11 protein-coding genes are annotated in these 15,961 nt (G+C 45.1%); 3 read left to right on the top strand and 8 right to left on the bottom strand.

Annotated elements, in window-relative coordinates:
• Window positions 1-78: 78 nt before the first annotated feature.
• The 5 genes from AB4Z08_RS14420 to AB4Z08_RS14400 form a co-directional block, all read right to left on the bottom strand.
• Window positions 79-1,287, bottom strand: coding sequence for a hypothetical protein (locus AB4Z08_RS14420; RefSeq protein ID WP_441574451.1), 1,209 nt, complete (start codon window positions 1,285-1,287; stop codon window positions 79-81).
• A 12-nt stretch (window positions 1,288-1,299) separates the two neighbouring features.
• The gene (locus AB4Z08_RS14415) at window positions 1,300-2,196 is read right to left on the bottom strand and encodes a type 1 glutamine amidotransferase (protein WP_441574450.1); all 897 of its coding nucleotides are present in this window, start codon (window positions 2,194-2,196) and stop codon (window positions 1,300-1,302) included.
• A 127-nt stretch (window positions 2,197-2,323) separates the two neighbouring features.
• Window positions 2,324-3,424 carry a carboxylate-amine ligase gene (locus AB4Z08_RS14410; RefSeq protein ID WP_441574449.1) on the bottom strand — a complete coding sequence of 367 codons (1,101 nt, stop codon included), beginning with the start codon at window positions 3,422-3,424 and terminating at the stop codon, window positions 2,324-2,326.
• A 310-nt stretch (window positions 3,425-3,734) separates the two neighbouring features.
• A complete protein-coding gene (locus AB4Z08_RS14405) occupies window positions 3,735-4,808 on the bottom strand; it encodes an ATP-grasp domain-containing protein (RefSeq protein WP_441574448.1) in 1,074 nt (357 codons plus the stop codon).
• A gap of 7 nt (window positions 4,809-4,815) precedes the next feature.
• The gene (locus tag AB4Z08_RS14400) at window positions 4,816-5,532 is read right to left on the bottom strand and encodes an esterase family protein (RefSeq protein ID WP_441574447.1); all 717 of its coding nucleotides are present in this window, start codon (window positions 5,530-5,532) and stop codon (window positions 4,816-4,818) included.
• A 47-nt stretch (window positions 5,533-5,579) separates the two neighbouring features.
• Between AB4Z08_RS14400 and AB4Z08_RS14395 the strand changes: the two genes are divergently transcribed.
• On the top strand, window positions 5,580-6,323 hold the full coding sequence (locus AB4Z08_RS14395) for an alpha/beta hydrolase (protein ID WP_441574446.1): 744 nt from the start codon (window positions 5,580-5,582) through the stop codon (window positions 6,321-6,323).
• On the opposite strand, the gene AB4Z08_RS14390 is transcribed toward AB4Z08_RS14395, so the two are convergent.
• On the bottom strand, window positions 6,320-8,497 hold the full coding sequence (locus AB4Z08_RS14390) for a TonB-dependent receptor (protein WP_441574445.1): 2,178 nt from the start codon (window positions 8,495-8,497) through the stop codon (window positions 6,320-6,322). The two genes, AB4Z08_RS14395 and AB4Z08_RS14390, sit on opposite strands and share 4 nt — an antisense overlap.
• 337 nt (window positions 8,498-8,834) lie before the next feature.
• Here AB4Z08_RS14390 and AB4Z08_RS14385 point away from each other — a divergent pair, with 337 nt between their 5' ends.
• Complete coding sequence (locus AB4Z08_RS14385; protein ID WP_441574444.1) at window positions 8,835-9,293, top strand: MaoC family dehydratase; 459 nt, start codon at window positions 8,835-8,837, stop codon at window positions 9,291-9,293.
• A 236-nt stretch (window positions 9,294-9,529) separates the two neighbouring features.
• Here AB4Z08_RS14385 and AB4Z08_RS14380 read toward each other — a convergent pair whose 3' ends face one another.
• Together AB4Z08_RS14380 and AB4Z08_RS14375 are read right to left on the bottom strand one after the other, a co-directional pair.
• Window positions 9,530-10,978 carry an OmpA family protein gene (locus tag AB4Z08_RS14380; RefSeq protein WP_441574443.1) on the bottom strand — a complete coding sequence of 483 codons (1,449 nt, stop codon included), beginning with the start codon at window positions 10,976-10,978 and terminating at the stop codon, window positions 9,530-9,532.
• Window positions 10,979-11,083: 105 nt separating this feature from the next.
• Complete coding sequence (locus tag AB4Z08_RS14375) at window positions 11,084-14,356, bottom strand: TonB-dependent receptor (RefSeq protein WP_441574442.1); 3,273 nt, start codon at window positions 14,354-14,356, stop codon at window positions 11,084-11,086.
• 397 nt (window positions 14,357-14,753) lie between these two features.
• Here AB4Z08_RS14375 and AB4Z08_RS14370 point away from each other — a divergent pair, with 397 nt between their 5' ends.
• The gene (locus tag AB4Z08_RS14370; RefSeq protein WP_441574441.1) at window positions 14,754-15,956 is read left to right on the top strand and encodes a bifunctional 3,4-dihydroxy-2-butanone-4-phosphate synthase/GTP cyclohydrolase II; all 1,203 of its coding nucleotides are present in this window, start codon (window positions 14,754-14,756) and stop codon (window positions 15,954-15,956) included.
• Window positions 15,957-15,961: the final 5 nt, after the last annotated feature.

Here is a 15,961-nt window from a genome sequence, read left to right as displayed (position 1 = left end):
AAGCAAAAAGCTATTGAGGCGAATGAAGAGAGCGGGCAATTATTCGCTGAGATCATTCGCTTCAATAGCTTTTTGCTTTTAGCTTTCTGCCTTCTGCTCTTCAAAGAAGCAGCAGCTACCACCCACCCAGGTATCTTTGCCATTAAATCCTACACCGATCATCTTTCCTTTACTGATCCGGGCAAGATTATGTACCAGCATAGGGCGCGCAGCGCCATCCAACCAGATATAAATCATTCTTATTTCGCAGATAGCAGGGCCGGTAGGGGTTTCTATGGCAGGTGCATATTTTACTTTATGCTGCAGGATCCAGTTTTCGGGATCTTTGATGTTATCAATATCTGCAGCTGTAACATCTATCAGTACACCCTGTCCTGCAAAGGAGAAGAGCGGCTTTAATACATAATTTTCCAGGTCGGCAGGTACAACCGGTAATTCATGCAGGAACCAGCTTTTAGGCACATATTCACTGTGAATAAAAGGCATCATGTATTTGCTGATACGGTAAAACCAGTTGGGATGTGTGATCCACTCTACATCAAGATCCTGGAACAGGTTTACATGTTCACCGAGCGTGTCCGACTGCCGTTGCAAATCATCGAAAATGATGCGGTTATAAATGCGTTGAATGGGCGTTTTAACGCCATCTTTCAGGTAAAATAATTTTTTACCTTCCTGTATCAAAGCGGTTAAACAAACGGTACTAATGCCGAGATTTTTTTCTGTACTGTAGAAATCAATCCGCGTTTTCTGCTCATCAGGCTTCACTTCCAGCAGCACAACTTCTTCCGGTGGATAAGGACCGATAATCATTTCGCGCAACAACTGATAGTAGGAATTTTCATCCAGTCCGTTGAAAAAGTTGCTGAAAGAAGCGGGTATATTAAAATGCGTTTTAAACCGGCGGGCCATTACTTCCTGGAAAGCCAGCATGGTGGGAAAGCCCTGTAGTTCAATAAGCTGAGGGATCAGGGAATCATCTTCTGCTTTACAAACGGCAAAATCAATGACAATGAAATGCGGATGGTCATTTTCATGCGGTACTTTCAGCGCCTGCGGAATGGCGTCCTGGGTAATGGTTTTGAAGTCAGGACGCAGCAATACATTCACTATTTCTTCGCAGGCCTGTACCAGTTTGTTGCCAAGTGCTGCCGGCACAAAAACGGGCGTTTCGGCAATGCGGAAAGCCGGTACCACGCCGGTATCTGTGGCAATGCCATCTAAAAAAGCCTGGTATTGGGCAGGCGTAAATTGCTGATTATAAGATGTTCTGATAGCAGGGATCATGGTGTCTTTTAATTAAAAGAACGAGTGCTCATTATCTGTATGTGCGGCTACCTGTACCAGGCGTTCAATAGCGGCCAGTCGCTCGGACAATCCGCCATAAATGGCATAATCCAGGAAAGCGGTAATGAACCGATCGTGTGTGAGCATAATCTTATCCGGATCAGTGAGCTGGCTGATCATGCTGTTATATTTTTCTATGCCGTGGTTATTCACCACCTGTTTTTTCTTTTCTTCCTGTTGCAGGTACATATGCATACCGGCAGCATCAGCTTCAGGGTGGAACTGGGTCCCAATGAAATGTTCATTAAACCGGATGGCCATGGTGGCACGTTCCAGTGGTACATGTGGTCTTTCTTTTTCCAAAGCCAGTACGTGTCCACCCATTGCCTGCAGGTTTTCGTAATCCAGTTCTATCACCTGCCAGTCGCGGCTATCCACTATATAAAAAGGATCGGGGAGGGCACTGAATACTTTCTCCTGCATGCCTGCGGCGGTTTTATGTACAGGAAAAACACCGAAAGCAGGTGATTTGCGTTTGCATACATTGCCCAGTTTATAATACCTGCACATGATCTGGTAGGAGTGGCAGATAAAGAATACCGGTTTTTTTACTTCCTGTATCCTGTTCCATTCGAGTAATTCATCTATGAGGGAAAAATAAGCAGCTTCCCAGGAGCTGCCTTCACTGTCTACCGGGCTGCCAGGGCCGCCGGTGGAGATATAAATATCATAGGAAGTATCGGGAACCTGTATCTGTTGCCGTACTTCAAATTCATCAAATTGCAGGTCCAGTGCGTGCATACTGGCATATTTCGCCAATATTTCGCGAATACAGCGCATCCCTTCATTGGGAACACCCTCGTACATATCCAGCACAGCTACCTTCCAGCTCTTTTTTATTGGATGCATAATTGCAAAATTAAAGCTAAAAGCGGAAAGCGGAAAGCAAAAAGCTATTGAAGCGAATCACAAACAGCGAATGGTCGCCAGCTAAAATCACTAGCTCCAATAGCTTTTTGCTTTCTGCTTCAGGCTTTTAGCATCCTAAAAGGAACTGTTCATGTATAAAGTCTGTTACCGCCACGAGATCGTTGGTGTCTGCAAATACCTGTAGTTGCTTATCGGCGCCGGTGCCTGTTTCCATGAGGCGGGTGGTGGCCTCAATCACTTCCCGGCTACCCAGTTCATCCACTACATCATCAATAAAGTCCAGTAGTTCGAAGATAAGGGCGCGGGTATTTACTTCCATTTCTTTCCCAAAATCAATGAGATAGCCGTCAATACCATAGCGGGAGGCTCTCCATTTGTTTTCATTGATTAATGCGCGGTTATAGATAATGAAATTGAGATTCTGCATGCGCAGCTTGTAAATTTTGGCGCATACTGCCTGAAAAAGACCCGCCAGCATAATGGTATCGTCAATTGTCAGCGGCACATCACATACCCGGAATTCTACCGTATTAAAAAACGGATGCACCCTTAAATCCCACCATACTTTTTTGGCGTTGTCAATACAGTTTGTTTTTACCAGCAGTTTGATATAGTTATCATACTCTTCAATGCTGGCAAAATAATCAGGAATACCAGTACGGGGAAATTTATCGAATACCTTGGTACGAAAGGATTTGAAGCCGGTATTACGGCCTTCCCAGAAAGGTGAATTGGTGCTGAGTGCAAAAATATGCGGCAGGAAATATCTAACGGAGTTGGCTATATGAATCGCCATCTCCCTGTTTTCCATGCCTACGTGTACGTGTAACCCGAAGATCAGGTTAGAACGGGCAGCATCCTGCATTTCGTTGACTATCTCAAAGTAGCGGGGATGGTCAGTGATGAGTTGTTTTTCCCATTTGCTGAAGGGATGCGTACCGGAAGCACCTATATTGAATCCAAGGTCGCCGGCTATTTGTGCAATGGTACGGCGGAGTAATGCTACATCTGCCCTGGCTTCGTGTACATTGGCACAGATGCGGGTACCTACTTCTACTACCGCCTGATGAAACTCGGCTTTTACCTGGTCGCTGATGACTTTATGCGCCTGCTCTACTATTTTTTGTTCATGTGACCTGAGTTCCCGGGTAACGGGATCTATTACCATGTACTCTTCTTCGATCCCAAGCGTAAACGCCTTAAACATATGGTGATTTTTAGCTTTTAGCTATTAGCAGTTAGCCATTAGCTTGGCGCGTAGACAATATTTGTTTAGCTAACACCCTATGGCTAACAGCAGGTTTAATACAGCGAAGATAATCAAATGTTGGTCTCCGCTGCGTTTACTAACAGCTAATAGCTGTTAGCCATTAGCCATTAGCTTAGCGCGTAGATAATATTTGTTTAGCTAACACCCTATGGCTAACAGCCGGTTTAATACAGCGAAGATAATCAAATGTTGGTCTCCGCTGCATTTACTAAAAGCTAATAGCTAAAGGCTAATAGCTGGTTCGGTTTCACTTTTCTTTTTGTTGTTTTTTAGCAGTGCTTTTTTTAGCAGGTGCTYTCTTCTCCTTTGCTGGTGTGGATTTCTTTGTTTTCTCGCCGGTTGCTTTCTTTTTTTCGTCGGCAGCAGCGGGTTTCGCTTTTGCTTTTGCCGGACTGCGTTGCACAAATTTGCCCCAGGTAAGATTATCTTTTCCGGGTTTCTGTGCAATGGCCCTTTCAATGGCATAACGGGCGCTGGTTTCCACCACCCATTCGAAATGTTCCGCGCCTATGGAATGAAGGTCCGCATCCGGAGCGGGATTACAGAAATCAATGGCATAGGGGACTTCACTGCGTACCGCCATTTCCACGGTATTAAAATCGTAGCCAAGATGTTGATTGAGTGCAAGCACCTGTTCGGTGATTTGTGCCAGCAGAGCAGGACTGGCCTCATAATTAGCCTCGTAACGCAGGTGAGCCGGTTGTTTGGGGTTATAAGGCATAATGCGTACTTCTCTGCCGCCAATGCAGAAGCAGCGGTAATACTGGCTGAAATCAATTTCTTCCTGCAGCATCATGACCAGCTGCCCGGTTTCGCTGTGTTTATGGAAAAAGTCGTCTTTATCCTCCACCCGGTATACATGTTTCCAGCCACCACCAGCATAAGGTTTCATGTAAGCGGGAAAGCTCACATAATCGAAAATGCTGTTCCAGTCGAACGGATAAATCAGGTTACGGAATGATTTGTCGGTGGTTTCGTCCGGTAACTTATAAGAGGGGAGCAGTACGGTGTTAGGCACATGAATGCCTATTTTATCTGCCAGTGCATTATTAAAAAATTTGTCATCTGCACTCCACCAGAAAGGGTTGTTGATCACGGCGGTACCGGCAGCAGCCGCATTTTTTAAGAAAGACCGGTAAAAGGGAACATCCTGGGAGATACGATCTACAATCACTGCATAACCGGAGTCTGCGCCCTGCATTACTTTATCGATGGTCACAAATTCGGCGAAGATGCCGGGAGGATTGATCCGGTTTACGCGATCTACAAATGCCTGCGGAAAAGTGTTTTCCTGTCCAAAGAGAATACCTATTTTTTTCATACAGTACTTACTTAATAAGTGATAGATAATGCGGCAGCATTTCCCGCCATACCGGCCAGTCATGCGTCGTTTGAGGCCGTATATCCAACCAGTGAGATATTTTTTTAGCTGCCAGTAATACCGACAGCTGTTCGTTTTGCGGTCTTGTTACATCCCGGTCGGCTACACCCAGCACAATGCCCATGCGCCACAGATCAGCATGCTGATTATCCGGCACATAGTCGGACGGATTGTTAAAGTATACATTGTCATCATAATACCCGTCTACACGGGCTTTGATGTCAAATACCCCACTCAGGCTAAACAGATAAGATACCTTTTCAGGATGACGGAAGGCAAAGTTCGCGGCATGATATCCACCAAAGCTGCAACCGGCGGCAACTATCCGTTGCCGGCCGGTTTCGGCTTCCATACGGGGAAGTATTTCTTCCATCAGCAATTTGTCATAACAGGTATGATTATACGCTCTTTGTTCGGGAGTAATCTGTTTGTTATACCAGCTGAGGGCGTCAATACYGTCGGGGCAATATACCTTGATCCTGCCTTCATCAATAAACCAGCGGATCGCCTCAATAAGGCCAAAGTCTTTGCTTTCATAGTAGCGTCCCATGGAGGTGGGAAAGAGGAGTAACGGATATCCGCTGTCGCCGAATACCAACATCTCAAATTCCTTTCCCAGGTTGGGAGAATGCCATTTCAAATAGTTTTCGGTCACGGGAAGCATTTAGATAAATTTAAAAAAGATTATTGGTTTATTGGTAAATTGTTAGGGTGCAAACACGTCAACATTATATCAATTCTTCGTATCTGCAGCGGGAAGTGGTGCTGGATACTTATTTCCGGGGAGAGTCTCCTTCTGTGCTGTTGCTGGTAAATGACGGGCAGGAACTTTCCGGGTTATTACCAGAGCTGCCGCCGGCCTTACTGGTAGCGGGTATTCATGCCGGTGTGCATCGCAGGTCAGAATATGGTACAGCAGGAGTGCTGGATCACCAGGGGCAGGGCGGGCAAGCGGAAAGCTATACCCGCTTTATTATCAGGGAGCTGCTACCGTTCCTGGAACAGCAGTATCCGGGGATGCAGATCAAACAACGTGCTTTTGCGGGATTCTCCCTGGGGGGATTGTCTGCCCTGGACATTGCCTGGCATTATCCGGATCTTTTCCAGCTGGCCGGCGTTTTTTCCGGCGCATTGTGGTGGCGTAGCAAGCCTCTCGGTGATGGGTACCTGGATGATAAGGACCGTATTATGCATCAGCTGATCCGTAAAGGAAGTTATCATCGGGGACAGCAGTTTTTTTTTGAATGTGGTACTGCCGATGAAACGGCCGACAGGAATCATAATGGCGTAATCGACAGTATTGATGATACCCGGGATCTGATAAAAGAGTTGCTGCTGAAGGGGTATAAGCCGGATAAGGACATCTTTTACCTGGAGATTCCAGGTGGCCGGCATGATGTGGCCACCTGGAAAACTGCCATGAATATATTTTTACAATTGCCTTTCTTCTACTAATAATTAACGACAACGCCTATATTAAAAGCGGCGCCTCTTCCTTTGGCATACTGATTCGGAATCATGAACCACTGTGCACGTGCAGGGAAGTAATCTTCGTTGAAAAGGTTTTCGATACCTAATGTCAGCATGGTACGTGGGGTGACCTTGTAATTGGCATTGAAGTTCACCAGGTTATATGCTTTTACCCGGCCTTCGTTGCCATTGTACAGGCCATTAGCTTTCTTTTCAAAGCGGTTCCGGCCATTAACGCCCATGTACTGTAATCTTACTTCCAGGTTTTTCAGCGGGCGGTAATTGACGCTGGCTGTCATTTTAGGTGGTGCAATCCTTCTGCCATTCAGGTATACATTATAGCTGCCCCCCGTTTTGGCGGTATCTGATTTTCCTTCTACGTAGCTGTAGCTGGCGCTGACATCAAGATTGTGTAATACCTGGTAAGTAATGGCAGCTTCAACGCCGTATATGCGTTCCGGCGTTCTGCTCACATTAAATAAACCAGTGTTGGCGTCAAAGATCATATCTGCGCCCAGCCTGGAGGTGCTGATAAAACCACTGAGTTCAAAACGGAATTTTTTGTGTTCACTCACAAAGCCCAGTTCGTAGTTATTCACCAACACTGCTTCTGTATTGATCTTTTTCAGGTCATTTACCTTTGAATCACGTAGTGCCAGGCCTACATCAGACACAGAAAATCCCTGTGAAAAGCTGAAGTAAGGCATGAAAGCCGGCAGGCGGTTATAACGGATCCCGGCGTTAAATAAGGTAGCGGTATAGTCGAGATCTCCACCTTTTACACGGATACTGGGAGGAAGTGTACCATCGGCATTTGTGAGCGGCAGGGTGTTGTAATCATCAACACTTACATGCACTTTTTCTACTCTCACACCTGCTTTCAGGATCAGGTTTTGCCAGAGATACCACTGCGTTTCTGCAAAAGGCGCGTAGTTCAGCATATTCATCTCCGGTACCCATACACGGCCGTCTACCAGTGGCTGGGAGGTCACATCATTCAGCAGATCGGCGCCGTAGGAAAGTGTTMCGTTAAAATTATATTGGTTGGATACTGGCGAATTCAGCATCAGGCGTAATCCCTTTTTCCTGTCCAGTGTATGTGATTGTCCGTCGCTGCCTGCAAAGCGGCCAAAGGATACATAAAAGATATCATCCCGGGATTCGTAGTAGGCATCGGCATTGAGAGAAGTACCACCAATGAGACTATCTGCCTGGTACTCGAGGTGCAGGTTGTGATTGCCCCTGGAGCCGGTAGATACACCGGCAGGTTTTCCCAATACACCGGAAGAAGGAATGCCTTTGAGAATATCTCCGTTCACTACGTTGTAGTTGGAGTTCTGCTGGCTGCGGTAGTAGTTGTACATCAGCTGTAAGCGCTGACGGGTATTTACCTGGTACCCGATTTTGGCAAAAGCGTTGTAGCTGTCTGTTTCACCCAAACTGTAGTTGGGCCCTACCAGTTTGCCTTTGGCATCTTTATATTCTCCTGTTTCTTCGGCTACACCGCTTACGATGTAATCGAATTTTTTATATTTCCCCTGTAGCATCTGGCTCACACGGCCGCCTACACTGTTTTTCAGGCTGGTGAGGGAACCGGTGGTATTAATCATGGTTCTGCCGGACAGTACTTTATCTTCTTTAGGGGTAGCCGTGATGTAGTTGATCAGACCACCGGTGGCACCGTTGCCATATATGGCAGTAGCGCCTTTCAGCACATCTACTCTTTCCAGTACGCCCGGATCTATGGAACGCATGTCTACCTCACCATTGCGGAGTGGGGTGGATTGAGGGATTCCGTCAATCATGATCAATACAGGGCGTCCGCGGAGTGTTTGGCCTACGTTGCTGTTGGTTTGTGTTCCCGGCGCCAGTCCGGGTACTTCCCGGGCCAGGATATCTGTTACATCTGTATTTATCCGCAGGTCGTTTTCCAGTGTTCTTTTAGTAATAACCGTTACGGAAGATGGAACATTATCCAGTGTCACCGGCTTCCTGCTGGCAGAAACCACTATTTCACCGAGCACTTTTTGATCAGCAGCTTTAGTCGGCAGGGTATCTTTTTTATTTTCGTTGGTTGTTTTGTGTTGCGCCATTAATGGTGCGCTAATACTGCATCCGGAGAAGAGCAGCAGGAATAATCGTTTGTTAAGTGTGTACATAGCCGTGATTGCCGTCGTTTAAATGAGATAATGTGCTCAGATGATGTTGCTGTATGGTGTATCCGTTTGATTTGTGGGGAGCAAAATTAGGCAAAAGCATGCCGTTGCGTTTACGCAATCCGGAAAATTTTGGATAGGAAGGGAAGCGTGGGGCGTGAATAAAATAAAAAATAGGTGCTCTAAAGCAATAAAGATCTAATATATATTGGTAGAGAGGTGCACTTTGAATACTTTTATGCCGTTCACAATATTGTGGTGCGATACCTGGGAGTTAGATCAGAATAAAAACTTTAAGCTTCGCCATAACAGACCTATAACTGATTACTAAAAAAAAAGTATGTTAATTATCAATAATTACCAGGAGTATCAATCGTATTTAGGCCTGCAATTAGGAGTATCCGAATGGCATAAAATAGACCAGCAGCAGATTGATAAGTTTGCTGACGCCACTTTAGATCATCAATGGATTCATGTGGACAAGGAAAAAGCGGAGAATGAAGGTCCGTTTAAAGCCACCATCGCACACGGATATTTAACCTTATCCTTAATTCCATATTTATGGAAGCAGATTGCAGATGTTCGCAATATTAAAATGGAAATCAATTACGGGATAGAATCATTTAAATTCGGACAGGCCGTAGTGGTAGATAGTGAGGTTCAACTGGGGGCTAAACTGAATTCCATCACCAATTTAAGAGGAACAACCAAAGTGGTGATTGAAGCCACGCTGAGGATTAAAGATCAGCCTAAACCAGCCTACACAGGCAATGTGGTGTTCTTATATCATTTTATTTAATCCTCTTCAGCGCTACAATGTGCAAGGCCAGGGTTAGTTTGGACGCTTGCTCATCCACCGCTGCCAGCGGAACGAATAAAGGTGGCGTATGGATTACAGTACCCCATCTTCCTGATTCTTTCCGGTCCAAGCGGACCGGGAAGGTTCATTCCTATTCACCACCTTATCATGATAAGGATAAGGTGTAAGTTGTTTATAGAAATAAGCGACTGTAGCATTATACCGTTTTTCGCAGTTTATTGAGAAGACAGATAGTAGATCACCACTTCTACCCGTCTGTTTTTCCGCCTGCCTGCTACCGTTTTATTGTCAGCTACCGGCATAGACTCTCCCATTCCGTTTACGGCCGTGATGTTACTGCCTGGCTTTTTATTCCGGATATAATCTGACACCGTAAATGCGCGGCGCATGGATAATTCCTGGTTGTAAATGTTGGTGCCGGTATTATCTGTATGCCCTGTAACGGTCAGGGATATATGATCACCTACCGGGATTTTATCGATAAGACTATCCAGTGCGTGGATCATCTTATCTTCCAGTTGATGGCTGTCTACCCGGAAAAGCAGGTCTGGTATCAGTAAGGTATCTGTTCGTGTAACCGCTACGGTTACTTCTTCCGAAGGTTGACAATTAATCACTTCTACTCTTTCGCTGGAGTCACCGTCTGCAGTGAATTTTCCTACGCCGGTAACGATGAAGTCATCGAAGCTAAACCCTTTTTTATACACCATGTAGCTGGCCACTGCCTGCGCGCGGTCCTGTGCCATTACCTGGTTATATTTTTCGCTGGCATTTTTAAACACATAGCCGGTGAGTTTAATTTTATGACGTAATACGCTGCCGGAGGGCTTTAGTGCGCTTTCCAGCTGACCGGCATAGGAGGGGTTGATATTTTTACTTTTGGGTAAGAAGAAATCAGATTTCAACAGCAGGGTATCACAGGAGCCAGGCTTATAAAAAACGGTTTGAAGTTTTGGTGTCTTCACGGGCTCCAGGTCCTGCAGGTCTTTGTCTGGCGAAATAAAATGATGCCGGTCGTGTAACGTGTACAACTTCGCAGCAGTTTCTCTAGTGTTTGCACAAACATTACCGGATAATGGAACCAGCGACACACTGTCTATATCCAGATAAAATGTTTCATTTCTCGGATAATGTCCGAGAGCGGAATCAAAGTTGCCGATGATCATGTATTTCGCATTGGCTTCGGCTACAAATGTTTTTTCCAGCACGGTCCATTTTTTTTCCGGATGCTTATCGGAATCTTTGTTGAAGTACAGGGTGGCGGGTTGCTCCAGTGGTCTGGGTGTCCAACGGTATACAGGTACCGAGTCGAATAATACACCTGGCAGGGGATAGGGACGGCCTTCGTCCATGAGGGTGTACAACTTCAATTGATAACGTTGGCCTTTGTGCAAGGGGCAAAGTAATTGTGTTTCGCTATAGGAACGGAAGTTTGGATCAATGCTGCTATAAAGGGTGATGGTGATGTAGCGGTTTCCCCTGACCTGCGTATACATGATTTTACTGGTATTGGGTGCTACGGATTCCCAGGCGCTGGGCGCACAGGGGTAATTATATTCTGTACAGATGTTAACGTCTGAAAAACCGGGATTGGCCACTATATTCTGTGCCTGAATACTATGCAGGGGAAGCAGGAGAAGGAGGAACAGGACAAGATGGCGCAAGGGTAAAGGATTTGGGGTATAACGGGAATGGATATTGGTTTATTGTAAAAAGGAAAGGCCTCCGTGACACACGGAGGCCTTTCCTTTTATAAAGATGTATTGCTTCTAGAAGCTGTAGCGAAGACCAAGTTGTCCTCTCCAACGAGCGGTGAAGTTGTTGATGAAGTATGGTTTTTCATCACCAAAACCATTGACTTCTCTTCTTCTGTCATATTGGAAAACTGCGTTACCGGAAACGGTATCGAATTTCCTGAATGTGAGTGGTGTAGAGGCGTTGTTGGCAATGAAGTATGTTCTGCCCCAATCTTTGTTCAGCAGGTTACCTACGTTCAGGATGTCGAAAGTGATTTCCACTTTATGATTTTTATAAATAGGCAGTACCTGCGCTATTTTAAAGTCAAAGATATTTTCGAACGGAGTGCGGCTTGCATTCTTTTTAGCATTTTCACCACGGTGCTTGCTGAGGTAGCCGTCGCTGTTGATCAGGCGTTCCAGGTCAGCTCTTTGTTCATCCGGAGTGCGGGAGTAGATCAAGTTACCTTTGGAATCTTTCTGAGAGATCAGATCGAAGGTCATAGCAGCTACTTCTGTTGCCTTAGGAATGTAGATCAGGTCGTTGTTACCGCTGGCGTTTAAGTCATCGCCGGTAGGATCAACGGTGTTAAAGTATACCCATGAGTAAGGAATACCGGATTGACCATTATAGAACAGGGTTACAGTGGTACGGAATTTATCTTCTTTACCATATTTGAAGGTTTTGGAAACTACCGCCAGTACGCGGCTACCCATGCTATAGTTGGAACGGGCCAATTCCAGGTTGTTTAAACCGTTGATGTTTGGTCCGAAGCGCCAGTTGGAACCAGCTGTAGAAGAGGTACCATCATTAATAGCATAAGAGTCACCGTAAGAATAACCAACTTTCATGAACAGGCCGTTGCTTGTTTGTTTGGTCAATTCAGCAGAGATGTTATAAGTATAACCTTCGTTGGTATTTTTCAACAGGAGGATCTGGTTGCCCCAGTTTTTGTTTTTCTTAACCCATGTTGGTCTTTTAATACCACCGCCTAAAGAAACACTGTCGTTGGATTGAACTACGTTCAGGTTTTCCCAGATAGCGTTGTTGAGCGTTTTGGTGAAGTTACCTTCTAAGGTAGCGCTCATTCCCCACGGCAGTTTTCTTTCTACCGCCAGGTTGGTTTTAAACATCTGCGGGAATTTAAAATCCTTGTCAGTCAGGTTAATGTTGGAAGGGCTGGTTCCTACATTAGCACCCATTGCCGTGAGATTGGCAGCAGAATATTGTCCGTAGAATGGACTATTTGCATCATAGTTGAAACGGAAACTGTTTGGCAGGCCGGCACCGCTCAAGCTTACGTTGGTATAGACGTTACCGGTATTTGCATACTGGTTGGAGATCCATACAAATGGTACGCGGCCGGTAAAAATACCAACACCACCACGGATGATAGTCATTCCATCGTTAGTAACATCCCAGTTAAAACCAACACGCGGAGCGATCAGTGGTTTGGATTTTGGAATGGTAGTAGTGGAATAACCTGCAAAGCTGGGATCTTTGGAGAATGCAACGTTATCCGGAGGTGTGGTTGGGAAGATAGGAATATCTATTCTCACACCATAGGTCAGGGTGAAGTTTTTCCTGACATTCCATTCATCCTGTGCATAAATACCGATCTGGGCTGCTTTGAAACCGATACCATCCCGGAGGGTAGAATCAGCTGTGTTATAGTTTATCTGGTATTGTCTTGGTTTCAGGTTGTTAATGAATCCGTTGATGGAATCATAAGTGTAAGAACCGAAAGCTCCCTGGATAAAGGTGTTTTTGATCTTGTAGATTTCAGCATTGGCACCTACAGTGATCGTATGTTTGCCTTTATACATGGTCAGGTTGTCTGTGATTGTCCAGATACTCTGATCCAGTGCGTTTGCTGTTGAGGAAAATTCACTACCCAGGTTGATGGTACGTCCGTTATCGTTGATGGTAACGGTAGGGAAGGGCTGGCCCTGGTAGTTTCTTTTGTCTTTTACATTATTATAACCGATCCTGAGCTCATTACTCAACTTATTAGAGAAGTTGGAGTTCAACTCAATAACGCTGGAATTGCTTTTTGAAGGGAAGGTATAATAGTTGTTTGCAAAAGCGGCAGAGCTGTTAGTTCTGCTGTAGATCAGATCGCTCGCATTCAGGTAATTGTGACGTACCGTCAGTTTGTGAATGGCATTGATATTCCAGTCAATACGGCCGAAGAGGGTAGTAGCTGGTTTATCGCGTTCCTGGTCAGTGTAGCTTCCCAGATCTACCTTGTATTTATTTGCAACAAAATCGTAGATACTTTTCAGTTCATCGGTAGTTACATTGGAAGATCCTGTTGCAGGGTTGAAATCAACCGGGTTATTTCTGACAGATCTTTCTGCGTTTACAAAGAAGAACAGTTTGTTTTTTATGATTGGGCCACCCAGGGAGGCACCGAATATTTTATTGGTGAAATCGCCGTAACCTGCACGGGTTGAATCCGGAGCTTTACCTACGAGGGATTGTCCCTGGTAGAAGAAATAGGCAGCACCGTGAAAATCGTTTGTTCCGCTTTTGGTAATGGCATTGATACCACCACCTGTAAAGCCGCTCTGTTTAACGTCGTAAGGATTCAGTACAATCTGTAACTGATCAATGGTTTCTATGGAAATAGGGTTGGCTCCTGCCTGGCCACCGTTGGTACCAGAGGCAGATAAGCCGAAGACGTCGTTGGTTACAGCGCCATCAACTGCAAATTGGTTGTACTTATTGCTCTGGCCTCCAAAGGAAATACCCATAGGAGAACCATCTTTACCATTGGTAGAAACAGATGCCTGTGGACTCAGTCTGGCAAAGTCCTGTACGTTTCTGTTCACCGTAGGGAGGTTATTGAGCTGGGTACGGGAAATGTTCAGTGCAGTACCACCATTGCCTTTGGTGGTGTTTTTAGTAGCAGTGATGCTGATTTCTTTCAGGTTGGTAGAACCTTCAGCCAGTTTCACATTGATTTTCAACGGCTCACCCAGTTTCAGGAAGATGTCGTTGTAGGTTTCGGTACCGAAGCTGATGAAAGAAACTTCTACTTTGTAAGGTCCGCCAACACGCATGTTGGGAATGGTGAACTCACCACCATTACGGGTGGTTGTTCCATAAATTGTTCCAGTAGGTGTGTGGGTGGCTTTTACAGTAGCCCCGATGAGGCCCTGGCCTTTTGAGTCAGTTACTACGCCGGAGATGCTGCTGGTGGTAACCTGCGCATAGGTAACAAAAACCGTGAGTAACAATGAAAGTGTAAAGAGTAATTTTTTAAACCCCATAAAGCAAAGATGTTGTTGTTTCAGCGGCAAAGTTGCTTAATTTTCCTGGCATAATTTTAACTTCAAATTAACAAATTGTTAAGTAGACTGTGGATAACTTGGAGGGTCAGGGAAAAATTGGATGACATCTAGCTGAACGCCTATAAACAATAGGATTTTTCAAGATTTTCCCTAAAAATTATAATTTCTCAAATAGGTGATATTAATAATGGGTCAAACCTATGACCACAGTGAACTTTATGGGTTTTAAAATGTATAAACATAACAAATAGTATTTTAAGTTGTTATATGTTAAAACTGATCTGTGTAATTAACATATCTACAACGTTTTTTTAACTAAAATTCAACCCCCTTCCCCCTCATCTTTTCACATGTATATGTCGTAACTTTGCGCAATTCAACATTACTGACCCGGAGGGAATAAAATATGTTAGATAAAATAGAAGCAGCAATAGAAGATATAAAAAACGGTAAACTGGTGATCGTAGTCGATGACGAGGACCGTGAAAATGAAGGTGATTTTATAACGGCAGCACGCAACGTAACACCTGAAATCATCAACTTTATGAGTACCCATGGTCGCGGGTTGATCTGCGCACCACTGGTAGAAGAACGTTGCGAAGAGCTGGGACTGGAACTCATGGTCCGCGACAATACCGCTTTGCATCAAACCCCCTTTACTGTTTCGGTTGACTTGCTGGGACATGGCTGTACAACAGGCATCTCCGCGCATGACAGGGCTAAAACAATACAGGCGCTGATTGATCCTACCACCAAACCGGAACACCTGGGTAAACCCGGCCACATATTTCCGCTGAAAGCGAAAACCGGCGGCGTTTTACGCCGCTCCGGACATACAGAAGCCACTATCGACCTGGCCAGACTGGCCGGATTTGAACCTGCTGGCGTGCTGGTGGAAATAATGAATGAAGATGGTTCCATGGCCCGTTTACCGCAACTGCGTGAAATAGCCACCAGGTTCGATCTCAAACTCATCTCCATCAAAGACCTCATTGCCTATCTGCTCAGCACTGAAACGCTGATAGAAGAAGGAGTGAAAGTCCAAATGCCTACCAAATACGGCAATTTTGAGCTGATTGCCTTTAAACAGATCAATTCCGGTGAAATTCACATGGCATTGAAGAAAGGTGATTGGAAAAAAGATGAGCCGGTACTGGTACGTGTGCACTCTTCTTGTGTAACTGGAGATATACTTCACTCTTTACGCTGTGATTGTGGTGAACAATTACATGCCGCCATGCAAATGGTAGAGAAAGAAGGGAAAGGACTCATATTATATATGAACCAGGAAGGCAGAGGAATAGGCCTCATGAATAAACTGAAAGCCTATAAACTGCAGGAAGAAGGAATGGATACAGTGGAAGCTAACCTGGAACTGGGCTTTAAAATGGACGAACGCGACTATGGCGTAGGCGCACAAATCCTCCGTCAGCTGGGTATCAGCAAATTACGCCTGATCACCAACAACCCGCGTAAACGCGCTGGTTTAAGTGGATATGGTCTGGAAGTAGTGGAAAATGTGGCGATTGAAATCAATCCCAACCCGCATAACGAGACTTATCTGAAAACAAAAAGAGATAAATTAGGGCATGAAATCCTGAAAGGATAAATGTG

Source organism: Chitinophaga sp. RAB17 (genome assembly GCF_052114225.1).
In the GTDB taxonomy this organism is placed as follows: Bacteria; Bacteroidota; Bacteroidia; order Chitinophagales; family Chitinophagaceae; genus Chitinophaga.
This window is presented reverse-complemented; position numbering and strand designations above follow the sequence as displayed.